Below are 24,601 nucleotides of genomic sequence, written 5' to 3'. Positions count from 1 at the left end.
TATTGGCGGATTATAATTTTATAAATGCTATATTAGTAAATTATTATCTAGTTATATGATTTTCAACTTAGGAGGATATTAAAGTTAAAGAGGTATCTAAAGAGTATGCAGAAAAATGGGGACATGGATTGAAAGTAGGAGAGTATATCATGTCTGGTGAAATTAAAGCAGTTAAATAATAATATTTTATTTAATAATTTTTATTTTAAAAAAGTATGCTGGCATTTTTAGATATTTAAATGTTCAATAAAGCTTATAATAACTCCCTTATCATTAGTGAAAAGGGGCTATTTCTTTGGCATAAAATCTTTCCACTAGGGCAATCTAAGAAAAAAGGTGGTTTTTATGAGTAGAGATAATAATTTTAAAGGTGATAAGAAAAATATGAAAGCAATAGGACATTATACTAAAAATGCAGTAGAAGAATTTGAAGAGAATATTGTAAGTCAGACAAATTTTTTAGAAAAAGTAAAAGAAAATACCGATAAGAAAAATTAGAAATTTAAATTTACAAAAGCTGATTTTAGCTGACAGAAATGTTAGCTAAATTTAGATTTTTATAGCCAATTATATTAAAAATATAAAAGAGGATGGGAAATTTTTTCTCATTCTCTTTTATTGATTATAATAAATGGGATATACGCAAATAAAATTATAGTAAAATAATTCTATTTATGGTACTATGATGTAATACCTTTTTACACTAGATTATAGAGGAGGTCAATAAAAATGAGTTTTAGTATTAAAAAACTTAATGAAGTGGATATTGAGAAAACATATAATCTTTTTAAAGAATTGGAAATATTGCATAGTAGTAAGTTACCTAATATATTTAAAAGGCCAGATGAGATAGAACATATAAAAGAGTATGTTAATAATGCCCTTAGCAATCCTAACCAGATATTTTTTATAGCAGAAATAGAGGGACAGCCTATAGGATTAATAGAAACACTTATTACTAAGGATGGTATAAAGCCTGTACGTGTAGATAGAGAATATGCAATAATAGATAAACTAATAGTAAAAGATGAGTATAGAAAGCTTGGTGTTGCTACATCATTGATAGATACCACCGAAAGTTATTTAAAAGAAAAAGGAATTAAAGAAGTGGAAATCTATGTTTGGGATTTTAATGAAAATGCCTTTAATTTGTACCAAAATAAAGGATTTACAACTCTTTGTAGAAGAATGATAAAAGAGATATAGTCTTTAAAATTGTAATTATGAAAAATACATATGAAAATTACTATAAGATTAATAAAAAACAAATTGGAGGAGTTATGAAAAGAGATTGGACTGATATAGAGTATTTATTAAATGGGAATGAAAAGCAGCAACAATCTTATAATATACTTATGAATACTAATATTTTTCGCATATTAAAAGAATATAATCCAATTTTAGTTGGAACAATTCCATTAGAGATAGACATTGAAAAAAGTGATCTTGACATTATATGTGAAGTCCATAATTTTTATGAGTTTGAAAAGTCAATTATAAACTCATTTCAAAAATATGAGAATTTTAATATTAATAAGAACAACGAAAATCAAGCTATAGTAGCAAATTTTTTTATTAAAGAGTTTGAAATAGAGATATATGGACAAGCTATACCAACAAAAGAACAATATGGATATAGGCACATGATTATAGAAGATAAAATTTTAAAGCTTGGTGGAAATAAGTTAAAGAAAGAAATTATAAATTTAAAGAGAAATGGCATGAAGACAGAACCTGCCTTTGGTAAATATCTAAATTTAAATGGAAATCCATATGAAGAATTATTAAAACTAGAAAATATGAGTAATAGAGATATAGAGCTACTTTTACCATAGTAATATGTATTAATATATAAAAAACATAGTTTTAAATAAAATATACCCTATAGAATAGACAATTTAAAAAAGTCTACCCTATAGGGCTTTTATACTTTTGGATTATAATAAAAATTCAATTCTTAATATTAGTAATATTTTGGAGTTGTTACTCTTCTAATAAATTCATCCAAGTCATAGAAATCACTCAGATATACTCTAGGAATTGAAAACAAATCAGCATCTCCAGAGGCCCATCCACTATTAGTGGAAAATCCCATTTTGTAACCTATTTCTCTTGTAACATTTTTCGTATCATCATTATAAGAACCATATGGATAAGCTACGTAATCAACTTTTTTATTTAATAAATCCTCTAAATGGTTTTTAGATTGTTGTAACTCTTCTCTTTGTTTTTCTTTTGGCAGCTTAGCTAACTCTAAATGATTCACAGTATGGCTTTCTATAGTGATTTTATTTTTTTCCAACTCTTTTAATTGTGGCTCTGTTAAAAAATTTGGATTACCAATAAAATCTGAAACCATAAATATTGTTGCATCAAAGCCAAATTCATTAATTATTGGCATAGCATTTGTATAATTATCTATATACCCATCATCAAAAGTTATAACTACAGATTTTTCAGGGACTGGGGTATTATATTTTATATAATTATATAATTCTTCCATTGTTAAGGAGGTGTAACCATTATCTTTTAACCATTGTAAGTGACTTCTAAAAAGTTTTGGATCCATCATAAGTTCATTTTCGCCACTTTTTTGTATGGAATGGTAATAGAGGACAGGAACTCCTACTGAATTATCTTTAAGAGGCAATCCATCAAATTTATTGCTCTTGCTATCTTCTTTAATTTGAACTTCTATATTTTCATTTTCTGATTGTGTTATCTTCTCATCTTCATTACTTGAAATTATTTCACTTTTTTTAATAGCTTTTTCATTAAGATAAAATCCTGTTCCTGCTAAAAAAGCTATAATAGCAACAATTAATAAGGTGAAAAGTTTTCTTCTAGTATTCATTTATACCTCCATATTTATATTAAGTACCATGAACATCCCACGACTAAAGTCGCGAGGTTTTTATGTATATTAAGCTTCCCTTATACTCTCATTCATAGGTACTATATTTCTTCTATATCTTACATTTTAGTCCTATATTATTCCTCTTTGGAACTTATATAGTGTTAATTTAAAATTCTGATCAATACCCCTAAGATCATACATATAAGGAAGTGCATTATTTAGCTTCCTCCTAGCCATTAGCTAAATTCTACTCAAAATTTTTGCGTAATAGATATCTATAGGTGTTTTTTCTAAAAACTTATAGAATACATCGTCTAATTCAATATCTAGTTCCTCATTTAGCTCTTCACCATCTTCATCATATAGATTGAAGTTCGTATACTTCCACTCATTAAATTTTTCTTCAATTAAATCTTTATAATTTAGCCAATGCTTTCCGAAATTAGATTGATGAGTAGCTATCCATTGATTAATATGAACTTCGGATAATAACGATTCTAATTCCGAAGAGTAAAACATGGAAGCAGGTGAATTCTTAACAATTTCCTTTAAATCATTAGCAACCATTTTTTCTACTTTTCCACTATAGTCATAACTAATTTTACCATTATATTGATTTATGAAAGGTTCTTCTTCAGAAATCCAAATATATGGTACATTTTCTTCGATAATCCTAAATATAAAATTAGATATAATTAGATTTATTTCACTCAAAGAAATATTTTCATTTGATTTTAAGGTAAATATTATAACTTCTCACCCTCCTTTTAATATTAATATCAACATGTGAAGCTCATATGACTAAAGCCACGTGCTTCTAAGATTACTCTTAGATTTTCTAGCATCATCCACCTCGTAACCTACTATGTCTATGGGTGTCAGTTCGGATACACCCTACCCTACTTTATTTATACAATTCAAAAAATAATTAGTTAGTATGCTAGATTATTTTATATGATACTTTGAACATAGAACTTGCAAATATAATTTATATTAGGAATATCTATTTTGCATCTAGTAAAAAAAATTTTACTTATCTTTGACTAATTATCTTAATGTATATATTTTAGTATAGGTAAACAAATTGTAATTATTCTTAATTTCCTTAGTTTTTACACTTTTAGAAAAAAGTTTAAATATGATATGAATATTAATCTATATACTCATTAAATTTTGAAAAGCTATTCTAAATGATTTTCATAATATGATTATTTTATTTGGAACTTCAATAATAAAAATATTATAACATATTCTTTCGTAATATAGATTAATTATGTGTAGCATAAAATATGGAAAATTTTTATTATATGAAGGATTAAAATAAGTCATTAACGAATTCTAGTTAAGAATAGATATTAAGGTATTTTTGGGAAAAAGCAACAGGGTAGCGTGTTATTTTTTTCAAGTGCCTTACATAGTTATAAAATTAAAACTACAATTTTAGGGGGAAGGGCAATGTGTGTAGAACCTATAATATCCGTTAAGGATTTAAAAAAACATTATGGAAGTAAAGAGGTCTTAAAAGGAATTAGTTTAGACATTTACCCTGGACAACTCATTGGATACATTGGTCCTAATGGTGCAGGTAAAAGTACCACCATTAAAACTTTTCTTGGAATTATAGAAGATTATGAGGGTGAAGTAAAAATATTTGGTGAGAATATTTCATCTGATAATAAAGAATATAAAAGAAGAATAGGATATGTACCAGAAGTTGGAGAAATTTATGATAATCTCACTGCTAGAGAATATTTAACTTTTATTGGAGAGCTATATGGATTAGATTATGAAATAGCAGATAAAAGATCAAACAAGCTTATGAAGATTTTTGGTATAGGTGATAATTATGATAATAGAATTGCCTCTTTTTCAAAAGGAATGAGGCAAAAAGTTATGATAATAAGCAGTCTTTTACATGATCCAGATATTTTATTTTTAGATGAGCCATTAAGTGGACTTGATGCTAATAGCGTTATTGTGATGAAGGAAATATTAGCACAGTTAATAAGGGAAGGAAAAACCATATTTTATTCATCTCATATAATGGATGTAGTTGAAAAAATAAGTAATAGAATTATTGTGATTAATAATGGTGAGGTAGTAGCTGATGGCTCCTTTGAGGAATTAAAAAAACAAAGTGAAGAAGGATCTCTAGAAAAAATATTTAATGATTTAACTGGATTTGATTCTCAAGAACAATTAGCGAAAGACTTCATTGCTACACTTAAGGAGGTGTAGTAAATGAATGAACCTTTTCAATTAAAAATAATAGATAAGTTTGGTGGACTATTTGAAAAATTAGGATATGATTATAATGTTGTTAGAAAAATACTTAAAATAAAGCTTATTATGGATAAGAGAAATGTTCCAACTATAATGCAAAATCAAAATAAGAAAGAAAAAAAAGATGGTAATAATTTTAAATCACAAATGCTAATGTATTTATTATTTGGACTTTTTACAGGATTGATTTTAATTGCAGATATACCATTGTATATATCTATGAATATGATTTTAGGAATAACTATATTTATAATTGCATTAAGTATGATGAGTGACTTTTCATCAGTTCTATTAGATATAAAAGATAAGAACATACTTTTACCAAAGCCAATTAAAGGCAAAGATTTAAATTTAGCAAAAGTGCTGCATATAACTATTTATTTAATTACTTTAAGCATTTGTTTTACAGGAGTAACTATGGTTATAGGAACAATTAAGCATGGAATATTATTTTTATTAATTTTTCTTTTAATCATGCCACTTTTAGTTGGATTTATAATCTTTCTTACATCTTTGATGTATCTATTAATTCTACATTTTTATGATGGAGAAAAACTAAAGGACATAATTAATTATTGCCAAATAATATTAACCACTGTTATGGTTATTTTTTATCAATTATCTGGAAGAGTTTTCAGCTTTGTAGAAGTAATTAATTTAGATTATACTCCAAAACTTTGGCACTATATTCTACCATCAATGTGGTTCTCTGCTCCATTTGAACTTTTCCTGGGCAAAAATAGCAATTCAAGTTTTACTATTTTTACTATATTATTAATAGTTATATCTATTTTATCACTAATTTTGTATTTAAAAGTTATTTCCCCATATTTTGAGAAGAATCTTCAAAAACTAAATAATAACTCCTCAAAAAAAGCATCTTTAAGAAAAGGGAGAAGACAAAGAGCTTTAGTAAATATATTATGTAGAAATAAAATTGAAAGAGCATTTTTAAAATTTGATTTAAATATGCTAAATAGTGAGAGAAAAATAAAACTTACAGTTTATCCAAACATAGCTTTAGGGTTGATATTGCCAATTTCACTAGCAGCAGCTCAAATTTTAAATAAAAAATCATTTAATGAAGTTATGGTAGATGGAAGCAATAACAAAATGTATTTATATGTATATATTACTATTGCACTACTTAGCACTCTAATTTCATTAATGTATTTTAGTGAAAAGTATGAAGGAGCATGGATTTATAAGGTAGCTCCAATAGATTCACCAAAGCCAATAATTAAGGGAATATTTAAAGCTGTAATCTTAAAATATATATTGCCATTATTTATAGTTATTACAATAGTCTTTACAGCAATACTTGATGTTAAAGTTATACTGCATATGATTATAGCATTTATAAACTATATTTTAATCATGATTATAATATATAAAATCAACAAAAATCTTCAAATGCCATTCAGTAAAAAAAGTCAAACAGTTAATAACGGTGCAGGATTTTTAACTTCAATTACTATGATGGCAATTACAGGATTATTGGCATTTATTCATTATAAATCACTTTCAATAGATTATGGTCCAATCATATATGCCGTGATAGTTATTGTAATAACATATTTTGTTGGAAAAAGTACTGTCAATGTGAAATGGGATTATGAGAAAAATAATTAGAAAAATAGTTGATAGCATAATGAAAAGCATCAGATATATTCTGATGCTTAGGCTGTCGATATTCATATGCCGATAGCCTTTTTGTATGAATCGTATTGTAATGTAGATAACATTTGTCGGATAATATGCAAACTGATTAAATTAATATCATATTTAAACTGTAGAAAAGAAATGTTTGGTATGACATACGATGTAACGAACAAATTTTATATTATCTTGTGATGGATATTAAAGAGGAGGGTCTATGCAAATGAAAACTATGCTGAAAAGTATGCGAATGCATAAAAACGAAATTCCTGATGATATATTGCCTTTGTTTGAGCACATTGTTCAAACATATAAAGGAGACGAATGCGAAGAAAAATTTATGAAAGCGATGGAAGAACAGCTCACCAAGGAACAACGCTTCCGACTATACGAGCAAAACGGAAGCTGTAGAGGTACTGGGTACGATAAAGAACGCAAAGCCTTCGCACTTGAACACGCTGACAAGCCCCTTGCCGAAAGACTGGAACTATTTACAAATACCTTTGGCAGAACAGCCGTTTTGAATGATGATAATACAATCACAGTCACTTTTGCCTGTAACCATGGATATTACAAGCATGCGCCAAAAGGAATGTTTCGATTTCCGGCATCAATTGAAACATATTTTGAAAGATGCGCAGGTGGGCGTTTGCATGAATACCAAAAAGCATTGGGAATAAAACTGAAGATTAAGTCAGTTGATGTGTCTCCACTTAGCGAAAATATTGTAAACCCCGTCGTATTTACGTTTGGGATAGTGGATTAATAACACACTTACCGAATAAGCATAATACCGTTTAGAGCCACTAAAGGCTTTGCTTCTTGGTTATGTAGTTTTTCTACGTTTGCGTGTTATATCATAAATATTCAGCACATACATAAGAAAAAAGTATGTGCTGTTTTTTTATTAAGATTTTTTTAAATTAAATTTTTCCTTAAAGATTATTACTACAATTATAATTAATGCAATAACAGCACAGGTAGCACTATATTGTTTCATTAAAGATTCAATAATTGTCCAATTCTCACCGAGCAGATAGCCGAGTGTTATTAGTACTGTATTCCAAAGTGTTATTCCAACTAATGAATATAAAATGAAAATTGTAGAATTAAACTTTGCTGCTCCTGCAATAAAAGAAACATAGGTGCGAGTTAAAGGAAATAATCTTGCAAATAAAACAGCAAGTTTTCCATGTTTTTCAAACCATTTATTTAATGCAATTGTACTTTTTTTAGTTTTTGGGAATCTTTTTGTTAATGATAATATCAGTGGATTGCCACCATAATATCCTATCAAATAGCAAATAATTGATCCGAAAATTCCAGCTACAACACTAACTAATATCACTCCTAAATAGCTAAAGGAGTTTTGAGAAGCAAGTATTCCTATAAAAGGTAATATAACTTCACTAGGAATGGGAATACAGGCATATTCTAAAGTTACAGCTAGAGCTATTCCTAGATATCCCCATTGCTCTATTAAATCTATTAGTTTAGATACAAGAGTACTTAAGAACTCCACCTTTATTTATACCTCCTAAGTAAAAAATGCTACATTTTATCTGTTAGATTTTTATTGAAAGAATAAGAACTTGTTGTAGATTTTCCAGCAATAAATAACTTTGATAGTTGAACTAGTAAAAGAGGGATAAATGCAAGAATATAAACTAGTATATATTCATTAAATCCAAGTTTACTTACTTCAAAGATTCTTCTTAATGGTTCAAATGCTAGTATTATATTAAGTAAGATTAATCCAGATAAAAAGGCAAACCAACTATATTTATTGGTAAATACTCCAACTTTGAATATAGAGTTCTTAGATCTACAATTAAAGCCATGAAATAATCTTGCAATACATAAAGTTAAAAATGCCATAGTACTTGCTAGCTGTTGATTTCCACGACTTAATCCAATATGGAAAGCAATCATGGTACAGATTGCAATTATTAACCCTTCAGTTAAAACTTCTTTTAGAAAGGCTTTAGATAAAATTGGAGCATTTGCATCTCTAGGTTTTTCATTTAATACATTATTATTTTGTGGTTCAAGACCTAATGCTATAGCAGGTAAACTATCCGTTAAAAGATTTATAAATAATAGATGAACTGCAGCAAAAGGCATTGGCAGAGCAGCTAGTGAAGCATATAAAACTGAAAGAATTCCAGCTGTATTTCCTGAAATTAAAAATTTTATAGAATTTTTAATATTGGTATATATATTTCTACCATTTGAAATAGCTTTTACAATAGTAGAAAAATTATCGTCAGTTAATACCATAGATGCAGCATCTTTAGCTACTTCAGTCCCAGTAATACCCATTGCAACACCTATATCTGCCTGTTTTAAAGCAGGAGCATCATTAACTCCATCACCAGTCATAGCTACAACATTACCTTTTTCTTGCCAAGCTCTTACAATTCTAATCTTATGCTCTGGAGATACCCTAGCATAAACAGAAATTTTATCAACTTTTTCTTTCAGTTCTTCATCACTTAATTTATCTAATTCAACACCTTCAATAGCTTCACAATCTTTTTGCAAAATTCCTATCTTCTTAGCAATTGAAGATGCAGTTATTTTATGATCGCCTGTAATCATTACTGGTTTTATGCCAGCTAGAATACAGTCTTCTACAGCTTTTTTTGATTCCTCTCTAGGTGGGTCAATCATTGAAATTAATCCAAGGAAAGTAAGATTATTTTCATCATCTAAACTAATACTATTTGAGTTATCAATTTCCTTATAGCAAAATGCTAAAACTCTAAGACCCTCATTAGAGAAATCTTTATTTACTTTTTCTATTTTAAGTTTATCGTGAGTTGTTAATTTTTTAATGCCATCTTTTGTTTCTATATTTATTGTGCGGTTTAAAAGTACATCTAAAGCTCCCTTTGTAAGCATAAAGGCTTTACCATTAACTTTATGTACTGTACTCATCAATTTTCTTTCAGAGTCAAAAGGAATTTCAGAGAGTCTAGGATAATCAGTTCTAACATCTAATTCCTTTAGTGAGTAAGCTTTACCTAAATCTGTTAAAGCAATTTCTGTTGGATCACCTATACCATTTTCATCATTCGAAATTGCATCATTACACAACAAGCTTGATAATAATAACTTATTATGGAGTTTTTCTTTTAAGTCCATATTTTTAGATGATACTATTTCTTCATTTGTATAAATTTTGCTAACTGTCATCTTATTTTGTGTAAGGGTACCAGTTTTGTCAGAACAAATTATGGATACACACCCTAAGCTCTCTACTGCTTGAAGTTTTCTAATTATAGCATTTTCACTAGCCATTTTTTGAGTTCCAAGAGCAAGTACTATCGTTACTATAGAACTTAGTGCTTCAGGAATTGCTGCCACAGCTAAAGAAACTGCAAACATTAGAGAATCAACAATTTCATAACCTCTATACATATTTAATAAAAAAACAATAGCACAGATAACTAATATGCAACTTGCTAATTTTTTACCAAAATTATCGAGACTTATTTGAAGAGGTGTTCTTTTTTCTTTCGTATTATCTAAAAGTGTAGCAATTTTTCCAAGTTCAGTAGACATACCTATGGATGTTACTAATACCATTGCTCTACCATAGGTTACTAAGCTACCAGCAAAGACCATGTTTTTTTGATCACCAATTGGTATATTATCTTCAGTTATAATATCTATATTTTTAATAACACTCTCTGATTCACCAGTTAATGAACTTTCATTAATTTGAATACTGTAATTTTCAATAATACGCCCATCGGCACTTATATAATCTCCGGCTTCTAAGAATAAAATATCTCCAGGAACAACTTCACGAGAAGGAATCTCCATTTTTTTACCTTTTCTTAGCACTCTTGCCATTGGAGCAGATAATGCCTTTAAACTATTTAAAGATTGTTCAGCTTTTATATATTGAACTGTACCTAAAATTGCATTAATTGTTATTACAGCAAAAATAACAATTGTACTTTCAACATTTCCTATAGACATTGAGATCAGGGCAGCTGCAACTAATATTAGAACTAATAAATCTTTAAACTGTTCAAAAAATATTTGTAGAACTGATTTTTTCTTACCTTCAGTTAGTTCATTATAGCCATATTCAGACCGCTTTTTTTCTACTTCCTCCTTGATAAGTCCTTTGGAATTAGAATTAAACATATTGAATAATTCTTCTGGTACTTTTTTGTAATAATCTTTCATAAATTTTACTCCTCCTTATAAAAATAAAAAAAGACTTTTAATATAATTCTTAACAAAATAAGAATTATATTAAAAGTCTTGTAACCAAATTATTGGTATATAATACCAGAATAGGAAAGCCTAATCGGGTATGTTGGTATTATATTTACTACTACTCCCTCTTAATATAGAGAATTGTATATTCAATTTAAATTAATGATATAGCATGTACAAAAACATGTCAAGTAGGCCTTAAATATTTAACAAAAGAATATAAGATTGGAAAATTATATTTAGAGATTAATCTTTTATAAAATAAGAAATCTTTTTTATTCTTAGCATATTAAACTTAAGATTATCTTAAGGCTATCTTTAGTCATCCTAAAGATTATCGATATATTATTAGTAATAGGAATGAGGAAAGTCATATATTTTTAAGTATTATAATATCTATTTTATAGAATACATTTATTTTTACAATGTATACCTGAGAATATTAAAAATAGAATTTTTGATGCCTTTGCTAGAGGAGAAGAATGAAGAAAGGATGATGGAGGAACTGGTCTTGGACTAGCAATATTAAAAATGATAATTGAAAGACATGGAGGAGAATTGATACTTAAAAATCAGATTACAGAAGAAAAGAGTGTTTTTTCAATAATTTTAAATAAATAGAAATGTAAATTGGAGGTTATGATGAATAAAATAAAGAATAAATTTATAGGTTTATTTAAAAAGGTAAGGTATAAAATAAAGAATATTAAACCACTGAGTGATGGATGGAAAGGTGCATCCATTAGCTTAATTATTATAACCTTATTTTTGTATATAATGCAGAGCTATTATGTATTCGCATCACATGGTTTTTTTGATTTTATTAAAGGGGCATTTGTACTTCTATTAGTAATATTATTAATAGGAAGTATAATATCCATTTTAATCCACTATATGAGAAAGATTCCTAGTGGTTATATTCTAGTTTTTATTAGTTCATTCATTTTGATTTTAATAAGTTTTCTTGCACCTATACAGGCTACTATTGTAGCTACAATGTTCACAATAATAAGTTTTTCTTTATTAGGATCTTTAATATATAAATTTACAAAAGGGAGTTATAAAAACGTAAATAGTCTAAAAAAGATTACAACTATAACTTTATCAGTAGTTGTAATAGTATCTATAGGCTTAGGAGGATACTGGATAGTTAATGATGGGAATAACAGAGATTTAAATGCTATAAAGGAAAATATAAAAGAAAATAAAAGAGAAAGAAAATATAGTACAAGTATTCAAAATCCTTCATTAGAAGGACCTTATAAAGTAAAAAAGTTATCTTATGGTAGTGAAAAAAGTTATCGTAAAGAATTCAATGAAAAGAATTCTATAATCACTAATCCTGTTGATGGGTCAGCATTCTTTGAAAAGTCCTTATCAAAATGGTCGTCTTCAAGAAGAAAATTTTTAGGCTTTGGGCCAGAGAACATGCCTCTTAATGGATTAGTTTGGTACCCCGAGGGGGAAGGGCACTTTCCCCTAGTTGTAATTGCACACGGAAATCATATAATGACTGACTACTCAGACCCAGGATATGAATATTTAGGGCAACTTTTAGCAAGTCATGGATACATTGTAGCTTCAATAGATGCAAATTTTTTAAATTCTTCTCCATATGATGATAAATTTATTCTAAGTGCTTTAGAAGGTGAAAATCCCGCAAGAGGATTTTTAATGTTAGAACATATTAAGGTTTGGAAGCAATGGAATAAAGATGTAGGAAATGATTTTTATAATAAAGTGGATATGAATAATATTGCACTTATAGGTCATTCAAGAGGTGGAGAAGCAATAACTATTGCTACAGCTTTTAATAAATTGAAGTCTTATCCTGATAATGGTAATGTGAAGTTTGATTATAATTTTAATATACGTTCAATTATTGCTATTGCAGCAACTGATAAACAATATAAACCTTCAGGAAGTTCTCTTCCATTAGAAGATGTTAATTATCTAGCTTTACATGGAGCACATGATATGGATGTAAGTTCTTTCAGTAGTTCAGACCAATATAATAGAATAGATTTTACTGATGGCAGTGATTATTTTAAGTCTTCTATTTATATATATGGAGCAAATCATGGCCAGTTCAATAGTAGCTGGGGAAGAGAAGATAGTGCTGGTTTAGGGAACAGATTTTATAATACCAAGCAGCTTATAAGTGAAGAAGAGCAACAGAAAATATCAAAGGTATTGATAACATCATTTTTAGAAACCACCCTAAAGAATAATACGGAGTATAGACAAGTGTTTAAGGATATAGAATATGCTAGGGAATGGCTTCCAGACACTTTATATGTAAATAACTACTTTGATTCAAATACTAAAATAATTTGTTCTTATAATGATGATATAGATGTGAATAGCACCACCATTGATGGAGGGAAAATAACTGGAGAGAATCTAAGTCAATGGAAAGAAGAGAAAGTTAAATTGAAATACGCTGAAGGGGAGTATAGCGCAGTTCGCTTAGGATGGGACATAAATAAGAATCCTAATGTTGCTATGTATAATATAATATTACCTAATAAAGATTTAAATATTAAAGAAAATAGTAAAATAGTGTTTTCTTTAGCTGATAGTGATGAGGAAAAAAGTGATGATAATAAAAATTTATTAATAGATTTAACAATAAAAGTTGAAGATATGAATGGAAATAAATCGAGTCTTCCACTAAGTCATTTTTCTTATTTGCAACCAATGATCCAAAGCAAAATATTAAAGGCACCATTTAGCAATTTTTTACCAATAAAAGAACCTGTTTTTAAAAGCTTTGAGTTTAATTTAGAAGATTTTAAAAAGGCTAATACAAATTTTAATCCAGAGCAATTAGCTAAAATAAGTTTTCAATTTGATAAAACCGAAAGAGGTACTATATTATTAAATGATGTAGGAATTAGATATTAGTAACCACATAAATAATTTGTATTAAAAATAACTAGTAAGGATGATAATGTATTTTTAATCACAATCCGTCGTTAGAGCTATATGATAACTTATTATCATGAGATACTATTGACCGGTATGATATAAATACAGCACTCAGCTTTCACTAGTTATTTTTTACCTTAAAGTATATTATATAGCTTAAAAATAATCATAAAAAAATAGCATTGTAAGTACAAAAATATAGTTAATCAAATGGCAAGATAAATATTTACAATTTATCTAAAATTTATTTAAAAAAGTAATATATATACCATAATGTATTGTGGCTATTATACGATAATAATTAATGATATTATCTTAGTATGAATAAAAATAATGTTAAATATAAAATCAAAGAAAGTAAATGGAGGGGATGAAATGTTTTTTGATAAATCAAACAAATTAAAAGAAATAATAAACTGTATTGAAAATGGGGATTGTGAAAAAGTAGTCGATAAAAAATGTTCAATAAAGAAAGAATTAAAAGATAAAATAGACTATTTATGTGTAAGATTAAATAAAGGCAAAGACGTTTTTGGAGAAATAGTCAATAATACATTAAATGCAGTTATGCAAGTAAGTAACTTTGATTTAAGGTTAAAGTTTTATGGAGAAAAAGTAAATAGAGTAAGTGAAGAAATTAATGGTATGATTAAAGAGCTTCATGTAGCGTCACAAGCTACAGTAGCGTCAACAGAAGAAATAACTTCTGCTAATGCAGAATTAGTGAATTTAATGGAAGAGATCTCAAATAAGGCTGACTTCATGAGTGAAAATTTTAAAAACAGTGAAAATATGGCTAATCAAATTGAGTCATCAATGGAAAATGCCATTAATTTTTCAGAAAATATGAAGGGTGATATAAATAATTTGCTTGAAACATTAAATAGAATTAAAGAAATAGTTAGCTCAATCAATAGTATATCCGATCAAACAAATCTATTAGCACTTAATGCTTCTATTGAGGCTGCTAGAGCTGGAGAGATGGGAAAAGGGTTTTCAGTTGTAGCAGAAGAAATTAGAAAACTTTCAAGTAATACAAAAGGACTTATGGGAAATATGGAAAGCTTGCTACTTGAAATTGGAGAAGCATCTCAAAAAAGTAGTAATAGTGTAAATAACACAGTGAATTCTCTACATGAAATTGATTCAGCAGTAAAGGGTATTGTAGAATCTACAACTTCAAATAATGAGGCAATTCAAGAAATGGCTTTAAATTTATTTGATATAAAATCTACTACTGAAGAAATAAATGCTACTATGGAGGAAGAAGCTTCATCAGTAAGTATCATTGGGAATAAAATAGAAGATTTACATCACTATTCAGAAGAGCTAAAGGAATCTAGTAATGATATACAGGGATTGTCTGGGGGATTACAAATGGTAGAAGAGGTCTTAGACAAAACAGCTAAAATAGGTGGAGAGCTTACTTTAGATAACTTTTATACAATTCCCAACGAAATTTTTATAGAGTTAATGGATAATGCCATCGATAAACATAAAGCTTGGGTTAATAGCCTAAAATATATAGTAGAGAATATGGAAATATTACCTCTTCAAACTGATCACCACAAATGTGGGTTTGGACATTTTTATTACTCTTTAAAGCCTAAACATGAAAAAATTACTGGATTATGGAGCCAAGTTGAAGAATATCATGCTAGATTTCATAATATAGGAGATAATGTTTTTGAAAGAATAGATAATGGAGAAAAGAGAGAAGCAGAACTACTTTTAAGAGAAGCAGAAGAGCTTTCATCAACACTTATAGAAACATTTAGCAATATGATTTCTATAAGCAAAAACTTAAGTGAAAAAGGTGGGACTGTCTTTTAAAAATAAATACTAAATTTATTAATGAAATAAAAGGGTAGATTAAATCATAAATTTAAAAAATTATGATTTTTAGGAACTGTAGATAAATCTAAGTAGAAATAGATTTATTTACAGTTTTATTTTAAATATATAGATATGTTCTTTGAAAAGTGAATGCTAGATCATCAAATATTTGTTAGAATATTAATATTTTTAATAAATATCTTGAACATTAAAAGTATAGATGATATTCTTTTAATATCCCCATATGGGGGATATTAGAGGGGATGATATAGTGACTTATTTAAAAAAAAATAGAGAAAATATTATTGCTATTTTTACTTTAGCAGTACCTGTAATAATTGAAAATATTCTTCAAACATTTTTGGGAACTGTAGATACTTACTTTGCAGGAAAGATAAATGATAATGCAATTGCTGCAATTAGTGTTACTAACTTAATAATTAATTTATTCATTGCTTTTTTTGCTGCTATAAGTATAGGAACAAGTGCAATTGTTTCAAGAAATTTTGGAAAAGGTGATTTTAGCAAGACCAACTTAGCTATAAAACAATCTACTATATTGGGAATACTTGTAGGATTAATAGTTGGGATAATTAATCTAATATTATACAAACCAATATTAATGATTTCAGGAGCATCAGAGCAAATATTAAGCTATGCAGTACCATATTATATTGTTGTTGCAGTACCATCAATATTTCTTTGTATATCTCTTATCTTATCAAGTTGTTTAAGAGCAACCAGTAATACTAAAATTCCAATGATAGCAACTGGAGCTGCAAATATAATAAATATAATTTTAAATTTAGCATTTATAAATTTAGGATTAGGTATTATTGGATTAGGATTAGCAACAACAATTTCTCGTATAGTAAATGTTATAATACTTTTAGCAGCAATTAAAAGAAATGAAAGTGGTATTAGACTTGATTTGAGAAATTTACAAATTGAAAAAAATACACTTAATTCTATTATAAAAATTGGTGCGCCAGCAGGGATTGAAAAGCTAATTATGAGATTAGGTCAGTTAGTATATAATAGTATGATTATCTCTATTGGAGTATCAACATATGTAGCTCACAATGTTGCTGGAAATATTGAAAGTTATTCTTATATACCTGCTATGGGATTTGGTGTTGCTACTGCAACACTTGTGGGAATAAGCTTGGGCGAAAATAATACTAATAAAGCTAAGAATTTAGTCTTTTTATCTAATTTTATAACAACTATTTTTATGGTTAGTATAGGAATTATATTTTTTATATTTGCACCACAACTTGTAAGTATTTTCACAGACACAAAAGAAGTACAAGAAATGGTTGTAAAAGTATTAAGATTAATTGCTTTATTTCAGCCATTTGCAGCCATTACACAAATATTTAGCAGTGCGCTACAAGGATCTGGAGACACAAAATTTCCAATGTATACAACACTAATAGGAATTTGGTGTGTAAGAGTAGGGGGGGGATATTTACTTGGAGTAATATTAGGGTTAGGGTTATTTGGTGTATGGCTTGGATATGCTTTAGATATTACAATTAGAAGCATTTTTTTATTAAAACGTTTCTTGAATGGAAAATGGCAGGAAATCATTATATAATTAGTATAATAAAAAATAAAAGGAGATAATTATATGAGTGATAAGCATTTGCATAAACATACACATACAAATACTAAAGCTGTAGTTAATAGACTTTCAAGAGCAATTGGACATTTAGAATCTGTAAAAAGAATGGTTGAGGAAGGCAGAGATTGCAGTGAAGTTCTAATACAGGTGTCTGCTGTGAAATCCGCAATAAATAATATTGGTAAGATAATTTTACAAGATCATATTGAGAACTGTGTTGTTGATGCAGTGGAAACTGGTGATAAGAAAGTTCTTGAAGATTTAAAGGATGCAATAGATAAATTTATGAAGTAAATATAATGTATATAGAATAATAATATTAATAATCATTAGTAAAATGCCGTATTATTTAAGAATAAATGTAAGGTACTTTTATAATTATATTTATAAAATAATTTTAGGTTATATTGTTTATATGATTTGTGTATAAATCTTGATGTAGAGTATGATCCCAAAAAGTTAGCATGTGCATAATTATATCTAGGATTACTATGAGCTGATAAGAATATCTCTCCAATATTTAGCCTTAATAAGTAATAAAGTTAAAACAATGTATATAAAAGGAGGCGTTGGGAGTGTATATTTTTATTTTTATTTTAAAATTAATTGAGTTTTTGCTGTACAAAGAACTTGCAAGTGGGTATCCAGCAATAAATATTTCTATATTTAATTTTGATTGTATTCTTGCATCTTTATATTCAATACTAATTTTTATAATAATATACTTTTATCTTAAAAATGAACCACGAGATAAAAATAAATTAATGTACTTATTAATCATTTTAATAATATTCACTATTATTTTAATATGGTTACTTATATTTACTTTGACATATAGTTTTCCAGTAAATCTAAGAGTAAGTAGAGGTATAGGCTTACTATTATCAATAATTACATGTATATTTGTTGTTTATAAAGGTAATTTTTTAAAACATTGATTTAAAAAATTAGAATCAAAAAATCACCTAATTTTATTGGGTGATTTTTTAATTCTAACTTTTAATAACTATTATACATTTAAATGGAATTCTTAATCGATATTGAAGTACACCATTCATTTGTTTGCTTTTTATCAACAAGTGTATAACCATATTTATTTACTTCACTTATAACAAGGTCAAAGGTCCACTCTACAAGACCAGATATCAATAGTTTCCCACCTTTTTTCATATGACGATCTATAAATTCTATAAACATTTGGGTTTCTTCTCCACCAATATTGATAAATATGTAATCATAACTATCTATAAGAGTGATTTCACCATCTAAAGCATTACCCACTAAAACATCTATGTTTCCTAATGAGTTTAAGGAAGCATTTAGAGCTATTTCTTCTTTTACATCTCTTATATCTATGGCGGTTACTTTCTTAGCATTTTTAATAGCTGAAGCTATTGATAATATGCCAGAACCTGTACCAATATCTAAGACAGTCTTATTTGTAAAATCTTCTTCTAATATAAAACGAAGACAGTCTTGAGTTGTCTCATGAAGCCCTGTACCAAAAGCTCCTTGTGGAATAAAATTTATTTTATTTTTTCCTTCTACGGTATAATCTGGAGATGCAATTATCCATCCATTATTTAAATCTATTGGCTCAATATTTTCATTAAACTCCACATTTTTAATTTCAGTTATAGATACATTGGATAAATTAAGAGTACTTTCTACTATATTTTTTTGTTTTTTTGCCTCAACGTAATTTTCGCTTTCTACAACGATATTGAAATTTATTTTTTCATCGTTATTTTCATAATATCCATACCCGTAATCCGTAGTGGTTATAGTTATTGGAGTTTCATAAAATACATTGTATATATCTACAATATATAATTTTTCTGCTGCTTCTTCAGCTTTTGAAAGAGGGTAATCAAAAGTAAGTTTATACATAAAAGTGTTCCTCCTTATTTATTTATCTTTAGTATTGACATTATTTCTTAGTTTCTTAACTACAATTTAAGTTATACATTATAATTAAGTTATTTAATGTAATTAGATTAATCTACAAGATTAAAATTATATCATAAAATTAATTTCATATAAAGTTCAGAAGTTAGGATAAAACTTTAAATAACTGAAAATACTATTGACATTAAGTATAATAAATGCAATAATGTTTTAAAATTTATATTTAAAGTGTTGAAGAGAAGAGTAAGTTTATAATTTCTTTTACAGAGAACTTCTAATTGGTGAGAAGAAGTAGTGAATAGTAAACTGAACATGGCCTTGGAGCTTCTGTACCGAGATTCCTATGAATTTAGACTACAGCGGTAAAATCTGCACCCGTTATAGTGCTTAGAGTATAAACACGAATACCTACTAAGTTGGTTTTGTGTCGTACTTGAAGAGATTTATATGGTGACATATAAATAAACTAGGGTGGTAACACGAAGTATTTACTCTCGTCCCTAAGACTATAGTCTTAGGAACGGGAGTTTTTTTATATTATTTTTAAAAAAATAATAGTTGGAATTAAGAAATTTAAGTTAAATTAAGGGAGGAGATAATATGAGTATTTTTATTGGAGGAGCATGGCCTTATGCTAATGGATCACTACATTTAGGACATTTAGCAGCATTATTACCTGGAGATATTATAGCAAGATACTATAGAGCCAAAGGAGAAGAGGTTTTATATGTTTCTGGTAGCGATTGTCATGGAACCCCTATTTCTATTAGAGCAAAAAATGAAAAAGTTTCACCAAGGGAAATAACAAATAGATATCATGAAGAATTTAGATATTGCTTTGAAAAATTAGGATTCACCTATGATTTATATTCTAGAACAGATGATGAATTTCATAAAAGAGAGGTTCAAAATATATTTAAAGATTTATATGATAATGGATATATTTATATAAAACAAGAAGAACAGCTTTATTGTAATAAATGCCAGCAGCTTTTACCGGATAGATTTATAGAAGGAATTTGCCCACAATGTGGAAATATAGCAAGAGGAGATCAATGTGATAGTTGTTCTACATTACTTGATCCATTAGATTTAAGTGATAGACATTGTAAGAATTGTGGAAATGTACCGATAGTTAAAGAAACAGAACAATTATTTTTTGCTCTTTCAAGATTTCAAAATACTATTGAAACATATTTAAAAACTTCTAAAGGTTGGAGAACAAATGCAATAAATATGACAGAGAGGTATTTAAGAGAAGGACTTTTAGATAGAGCAGTTTCAAGGGATTTACCATGGGGAATTGATATTCCTATTAGTGGATTTGAGGATAAAAAAATATATGTATGGATAGATGCAGTTTTAGGATATTTAACTACAAGTAAAAAATGGGCAAGAGATAATAATGATGATTGGGAAAAGTTCTGGAGAGAAGATACAATTTCTTATTATATCCATGGAAAAGACAATATTCCATTTCATACAATTATACTTCCAGCTTTATTAAGTGGAGTAGGAATATATAAGCTACCTAGCAAAATTATTTCCAGTGAGTATTTGACCATAGAAGGGAAAAAGTTATCTACAAGTAATAATTGGGCAGTTTGGGTTCCATATCTAATAGAAAATTATAATGCTGATTCTATTAGATATTTTTTAACAGCGAATGGACCAGAAAAACGTGATACAGATTTTTCTTGGAGGGAGTTTATAAATAGTAATAATGGAGAGCTACTAGGTGCTTATGGCAATTTAGTAAATAGAACTTTAATATTTATACAAAAATATTTTGATAATATTATTCCAAAGGGAACTATAGATGAAACTATAAAAAATAATACATTCAAGTTATATAAGTCAGCAGGAAGTAAGATAGAGAATGGAGAGCTTAAAGAAGCATTAGAAGAAATATTTATATTTATTAGAAGTATAAACAAGTATTTTGATGAAGAAAGGCCATGGATAACTATAAAAGAAGATAGAGAAAAATGTATAAATACTATTTATAATTGTGTTCAAGTTATAGGAAATTTATCAAATTTGTTAGAACCATTTACACCTTTCTCTTCAAAGGAGATAAGAAATTGGTTATTTATTAAAGATGTAAAGTGGCATTATATAGAGGTAAAAGAAGGCATAGAATTAGGAGAGGTAAGGATATTGTTTGAAAGAATAGATAAAAGTAAAATTGAAGAAGAAGTAAGAAAGCTAGGTAAAAATATTATTTAGTTTTATTTACAACATTTAAAAATTATTATTAATAAACCATCTATATGTTAATTAAATAGGGGGATTACCATAAATTAAAAGGATTTAGCGAATCATTGTCGAAATTTTACAAAGGTTTAAAATTTTTAGGAGGGTTATTATGGCTTTAAAAAATATTGCCTTTGTAGGCGGACTTTTAATTGATGGTACTGGTAAGGAACCAATAGAAAAATCTTTGGTTTTAGTAAAAGAAGGAAAGGTTCAATATGCTGGAGAAAACAACGGAAAAATTTCTTCAGAGTATGAAACTATTGATATAAGTGGAAAGGTTATTATGCCTGGACTTATAGATACTCATGTGCATTTTGGAGGAGCATTAAGCCCATCAGACTTAGATTGGGTTTTAGAACCAGTTCTTCAAAAGGCTATAGTTGCAGTAGCACAGGGAGAGGCATGCTTAAATCATGGATTTACAACTACAGGAGATATATCTCGTAATGGAACTTATTTAAGAGATATGATAAATAAAGGAATTGTAAAAGGACCTAGAATAGTAACTTGTGGATTAGGATTTTCAAGAACTTGTGGACATGGTGATACTCACACATTACCATTAGATTATGTTAAGGAATCACATCCTTGGGCGGTATGTGCTGATGGAAAAGAAGAATTAAGAAAAGCAGTTCGTGAAGTTTTAAGAACTGGTCCAGATATGTTAAAGATATGGGCAACAGGTGGCGGAGTTTGGAGATTAGATAGTAAAACTCATCAACATTATAGTTTTGAAGAAATAGCTGTAGTAGTTGAAGAAGCAAATTATGTAGGATTACCTGTAAGAGCTCACTGTGAATCATTAGAAGGTGCAATAGATTGTATAAAAGCAGGAGTGCATAGTATAGAACATGGACAGGAGCTTAATGATGAGTGCTTAAAAATTATGAAAGAAAAAGATATAAGCTTAGTTCCTACTATGAAATTCTTCTATGAATGGTTTACGGAATATGAACCACCATACAGACCAATTTTAGATGAATTCCCTGGTGAGACTATGGCAGAGAAAGAATTAAATCGTACTATTGCAAACTTTAAGGCAGCTAAAGATGCAGGAATACGTATAGCTGTAGGTTCAGACTCTTTCTGTAGTAAGCTTACTCCTTACGGAGCGTATAGTTTAAAAGAAATATATGCAGTACATGATGCAGGTCTTTCACCAATGGAAACTATAGTTGCAGCAACAAAAGCTGGTGCTGAAGTATTAAAAATAGATAATATAACAGGTACTTTAGAAGAAGGAAAAGCAGCAGACATAGTTGTACTTAGCAAAAACCCATTAGAGAATGTCAGAAATATAGCCTTAGAAAACATGAGCATAATCATGAAAGAAGGGGAATTTGTAAAGGAAAAATAATATAGAAAACATAAAATAATAAATTAAGAGAAAGTGGATATTTTTAGTTTAATAAATACAACTAAAGATATCCACTTTCTAATTTAAAAAGCTAATAAATTTTTGACAACAAAAATAAATATAGTTACAATGTTATTAGCATATGCTAATAACTAACGAGGTGATTTAAATGTCAAAATGTGATAGCTGTTCTAGTAAATCTAGTTGTACTTCTCAATCAACTTGCACTATTGAAAACAATCCACATAATAAGATTAAAAATATAATTGCAGTTATGAGTGGAAAAGGTGGAGTTGGAAAATCTACTATGTCTACCATGATTGCTAAAACTTTAAATAAAAAAGGGTATAAAGTAGGAATACTAGATGCTGACATAACAGGTCCAAGTATTCCAAGGCTTTTAAAAATAAAACATGAAAAGCTTTTTGGAAATGAGGCTGGAATAATACCACCAAAATCTGAAGAAGGAATATCAGTTATGTCTGTTAACCTTCTAATGGATAATGAGGAGCAACCAGCTATATTAAGAGGCCCAGTTATATCTGCTACTGTTAAACAGTTTTGGACAGATGTTTATTGGGGAGAGTTAGATTTTCTTATAATAGATATGCCACCGGGAACAGGAGATGTGCCACTAACTGTTATGCAATCAGTTCCTATTAGTGGAGTTGTTATAGTATCTACACCACAGGATATGGTATCTATGATTGTCGCTAAATCTTTAAATATGGCTAGAAGTTTGAATATTCCTGTTATAGGCATTATTGAAAATATGAGCTATCTACTATGTCCAGACTGCGATACAAAGATTAGAATTTTTGAAAATGAGAATCTTGATGAATATATTAGCAGAATGAACACAACATTACTAGGAGAGCTTCCTATGTGCAGAGAGATAGCACAGCTATCAAGTGAGAAGGTAGAAAAATATAATGAAAATATTGAAGAGACTATGGTTTTAATATCTAATAAAATTACAGATTATGTAAACAATAAGATTTAATTATTATTAAATTAAAATTTAGCCTTTTAACAAGTTATTTTCTTTCATATGTCTTATAAAAATTAATTAAGGAGAACTTTAATGGCAAGACCAATAAAATTGAGAAAAGTTCAATTTGTGCCTAAAAATACCTATTTTATACCTTACTCTAAAAGAGATTATAAGATTAATGATAGAGTAGAGGAAGTTAAGCTAAAATTTGAAGAAGTTGAAGCTATGAGGTTAAAAGATATAGAAGGTCTTTCTCAGGAAGAATCTGCGAAAAAGATGGAAGTATCAAGACAAACTTTTCAAAATATAATTGATGAGGCGAGAAAAAAAGTTGCATTAGCACTTATTAATGGATATGCACTTTCCATAGAAGGTGGACACTATACAAAATGTATATGTAAATTTAAATGTATTTCTTGCCACAGCGAATATGAGCTGGCCTTTGAAAAAGTAAAAGGAAGTTGTGTAATTTGCAGTTCGGAAAGAATAGTATGTAGAAAGAGAAGTCTATGTGATATAAAATGTAGTAGGTTATAAACATATAAGATAATTTTATAACCTTAAAAAGCAAAATTTCTATTTATTTATAAATAGAAATTTTGTTGAAATTTCACAAATAAGAAAGTAAAAAATCATTTCTTGGGAAATAACTTA

At 28.1% G+C, this 24,601-nt stretch carries 19 protein-coding genes, 1 pseudogene and 1 other annotated feature; of the genes and pseudogenes, 15 read left to right on the top strand and 5 right to left on the bottom strand.

Annotation, left to right across the window (positions count from 1 at the left end):
* Positions 1 to 77 precede the first annotated feature (77 nt).
* The 4 genes and pseudogenes from arsM to B2W91_RS19485 all read left to right on the top strand — a co-directional run.
* Positions 78 to 179 (top strand): annotated as a pseudogene (arsM, locus tag B2W91_RS19500) (arsenite methyltransferase); the annotation flags it as partial.
* A 166-nt stretch (positions 180 to 345) separates the two neighbouring features.
* Positions 346 to 498, top strand: a complete 153-nt coding sequence (locus tag B2W91_RS19495) for a hypothetical protein (RefSeq protein ID WP_291583957.1) — start codon at positions 346 to 348, stop codon at positions 496 to 498.
* A 231-nt stretch (positions 499 to 729) separates the two neighbouring features.
* Entirely contained in the window at positions 730 to 1,206 is a 477-nt protein-coding gene (locus B2W91_RS19490; RefSeq protein WP_291583955.1) for a GNAT family N-acetyltransferase, read from the top strand.
* 74 nt (positions 1,207 to 1,280) lie between these two features.
* Entirely contained in the window at positions 1,281 to 1,835 is a 555-nt protein-coding gene (locus B2W91_RS19485) for a DUF4269 domain-containing protein (RefSeq protein ID WP_291583953.1), read from the top strand.
* 128 nt (positions 1,836 to 1,963) lie between these two features.
* Here the strand turns inward: B2W91_RS19485 and B2W91_RS19480 are convergent, their stop codons facing one another.
* Together B2W91_RS19480 and B2W91_RS19475 are read right to left on the bottom strand one after the other, a co-directional pair.
* Positions 1,964 to 2,854 (bottom strand): polysaccharide deacetylase family protein, encoded by an 891-nt coding sequence (locus tag B2W91_RS19480; RefSeq protein WP_291583951.1) that lies wholly within the window; start codon positions 2,852 to 2,854, stop codon positions 1,964 to 1,966.
* 243 nt (positions 2,855 to 3,097) lie between these two features.
* The gene (locus B2W91_RS19475; protein ID WP_291583949.1) at positions 3,098 to 3,571 is read right to left on the bottom strand and encodes a hypothetical protein; all 474 of its coding nucleotides are present in this window, start codon (positions 3,569 to 3,571) and stop codon (positions 3,098 to 3,100) included.
* Between the two features lie 741 nt (positions 3,572 to 4,312).
* On the opposite strand from B2W91_RS19475, the gene B2W91_RS19470 reads away from it, so the two are divergent.
* The 3 genes from B2W91_RS19470 to B2W91_RS19460 all read left to right on the top strand — a co-directional run bounded on the left by B2W91_RS19470 (position 4,313) and on the right by B2W91_RS19460 (position 7,565).
* Entirely contained in the window at positions 4,313 to 5,095 is a 783-nt protein-coding gene (locus B2W91_RS19470; protein WP_291583948.1) for an ABC transporter ATP-binding protein, read from the top strand.
* 3 nt (positions 5,096 to 5,098) lie between these two features.
* A complete protein-coding gene (locus B2W91_RS19465) occupies positions 5,099 to 6,772 on the top strand; it encodes a hypothetical protein (protein WP_291583946.1) in 1,674 nt (557 codons plus the stop codon).
* Between the two features lie 250 nt (positions 6,773 to 7,022).
* On the top strand, positions 7,023 to 7,565 hold the full coding sequence (locus tag B2W91_RS19460; RefSeq protein WP_291583944.1) for a hypothetical protein: 543 nt from the start codon (positions 7,023 to 7,025) through the stop codon (positions 7,563 to 7,565).
* A 141-nt stretch (positions 7,566 to 7,706) separates the two neighbouring features.
* On the opposite strand, the gene B2W91_RS19455 is transcribed toward B2W91_RS19460, so the two are convergent.
* A complete protein-coding gene (locus B2W91_RS19455) occupies positions 7,707 to 8,321 on the bottom strand; it encodes a DedA family protein (protein WP_291583942.1) in 615 nt (204 codons plus the stop codon).
* Positions 8,322 to 8,350: 29 nt separating this feature from the next.
* Positions 8,351 to 11,002, bottom strand: a complete 2,652-nt coding sequence (locus tag B2W91_RS19450) for a cation-translocating P-type ATPase (RefSeq protein WP_291583940.1) — start codon at positions 11,000 to 11,002, stop codon at positions 8,351 to 8,353.
* A 675-nt stretch (positions 11,003 to 11,677) separates the two neighbouring features.
* On the opposite strand from B2W91_RS19450, the gene B2W91_RS19445 reads away from it, so the two are divergent.
* From B2W91_RS19445 to B2W91_RS19430, 4 genes are all read left to right on the top strand, one after another.
* Complete coding sequence (locus tag B2W91_RS19445; protein WP_291583938.1) at positions 11,678 to 13,942, top strand: alpha/beta hydrolase family protein; 2,265 nt, start codon at positions 11,678 to 11,680, stop codon at positions 13,940 to 13,942.
* Positions 13,943 to 14,341: 399 nt separating this feature from the next.
* Positions 14,342 to 15,799: a methyl-accepting chemotaxis protein gene (locus tag B2W91_RS19440; RefSeq protein ID WP_291583936.1), complete on the top strand. Its 1,458-nt coding sequence runs from the start codon at positions 14,342 to 14,344 to the stop codon at positions 15,797 to 15,799.
* A 274-nt stretch (positions 15,800 to 16,073) separates the two neighbouring features.
* Positions 16,074 to 17,402, top strand: a complete 1,329-nt coding sequence (locus tag B2W91_RS19435; RefSeq protein WP_291583933.1) for an MATE family efflux transporter — start codon at positions 16,074 to 16,076, stop codon at positions 17,400 to 17,402.
* 33 nt (positions 17,403 to 17,435) lie between these two features.
* Complete coding sequence (locus tag B2W91_RS19430) at positions 17,436 to 17,723, top strand: metal-sensing transcriptional repressor (RefSeq protein WP_291583931.1); 288 nt, start codon at positions 17,436 to 17,438, stop codon at positions 17,721 to 17,723.
* Positions 17,724 to 18,446: 723 nt separating this feature from the next.
* Here the strand turns inward: B2W91_RS19430 and B2W91_RS19425 are convergent.
* Complete coding sequence (locus B2W91_RS19425) at positions 18,447 to 19,319, bottom strand: 50S ribosomal protein L11 methyltransferase (protein ID WP_291583929.1); 873 nt, start codon at positions 19,317 to 19,319, stop codon at positions 18,447 to 18,449.
* Positions 19,320 to 19,559: 240 nt separating this feature from the next.
* Positions 19,560 to 19,842: a binding site (T-box leader), on the top strand.
* A 95-nt stretch (positions 19,843 to 19,937) separates the two neighbouring features.
* On the opposite strand from B2W91_RS19425, the gene metG reads away from it, so the two are divergent.
* The 4 genes from metG to B2W91_RS19405 all read left to right on the top strand — a co-directional run bounded on the left by metG (position 19,938) and on the right by B2W91_RS19405 (position 24,484).
* Complete coding sequence (metG, locus tag B2W91_RS19420) at positions 19,938 to 21,566, top strand: methionine--tRNA ligase (RefSeq protein ID WP_291583927.1); 1,629 nt, start codon at positions 19,938 to 19,940, stop codon at positions 21,564 to 21,566.
* A gap of 139 nt (positions 21,567 to 21,705) precedes the next feature.
* Complete coding sequence (locus B2W91_RS19415; RefSeq protein ID WP_291583925.1) at positions 21,706 to 22,953, top strand: metal-dependent hydrolase family protein; 1,248 nt, start codon at positions 21,706 to 21,708, stop codon at positions 22,951 to 22,953.
* 169 nt (positions 22,954 to 23,122) lie between these two features.
* On the top strand, positions 23,123 to 23,956 hold the full coding sequence (locus B2W91_RS19410) for an Mrp/NBP35 family ATP-binding protein (RefSeq protein ID WP_291583923.1): 834 nt from the start codon (positions 23,123 to 23,125) through the stop codon (positions 23,954 to 23,956).
* 81 nt (positions 23,957 to 24,037) lie between these two features.
* The gene (locus B2W91_RS19405) at positions 24,038 to 24,484 is read left to right on the top strand and encodes a DUF134 domain-containing protein (RefSeq protein ID WP_291583921.1); all 447 of its coding nucleotides are present in this window, start codon (positions 24,038 to 24,040) and stop codon (positions 24,482 to 24,484) included.
* Positions 24,485 to 24,601 lie beyond the last annotated feature (117 nt).

Origin of the sequence: Clostridium sp. UBA6640 (assembly GCF_002455975.1) — a bacterium.
Lineage (GTDB): Bacteria > Bacillota > Clostridia > Clostridiales > Clostridiaceae > Clostridium_J.
The sequence above is the reverse complement of the archived record's forward strand: the minus strand, read 5'-3'. Positions and strand labels throughout refer to the sequence as shown.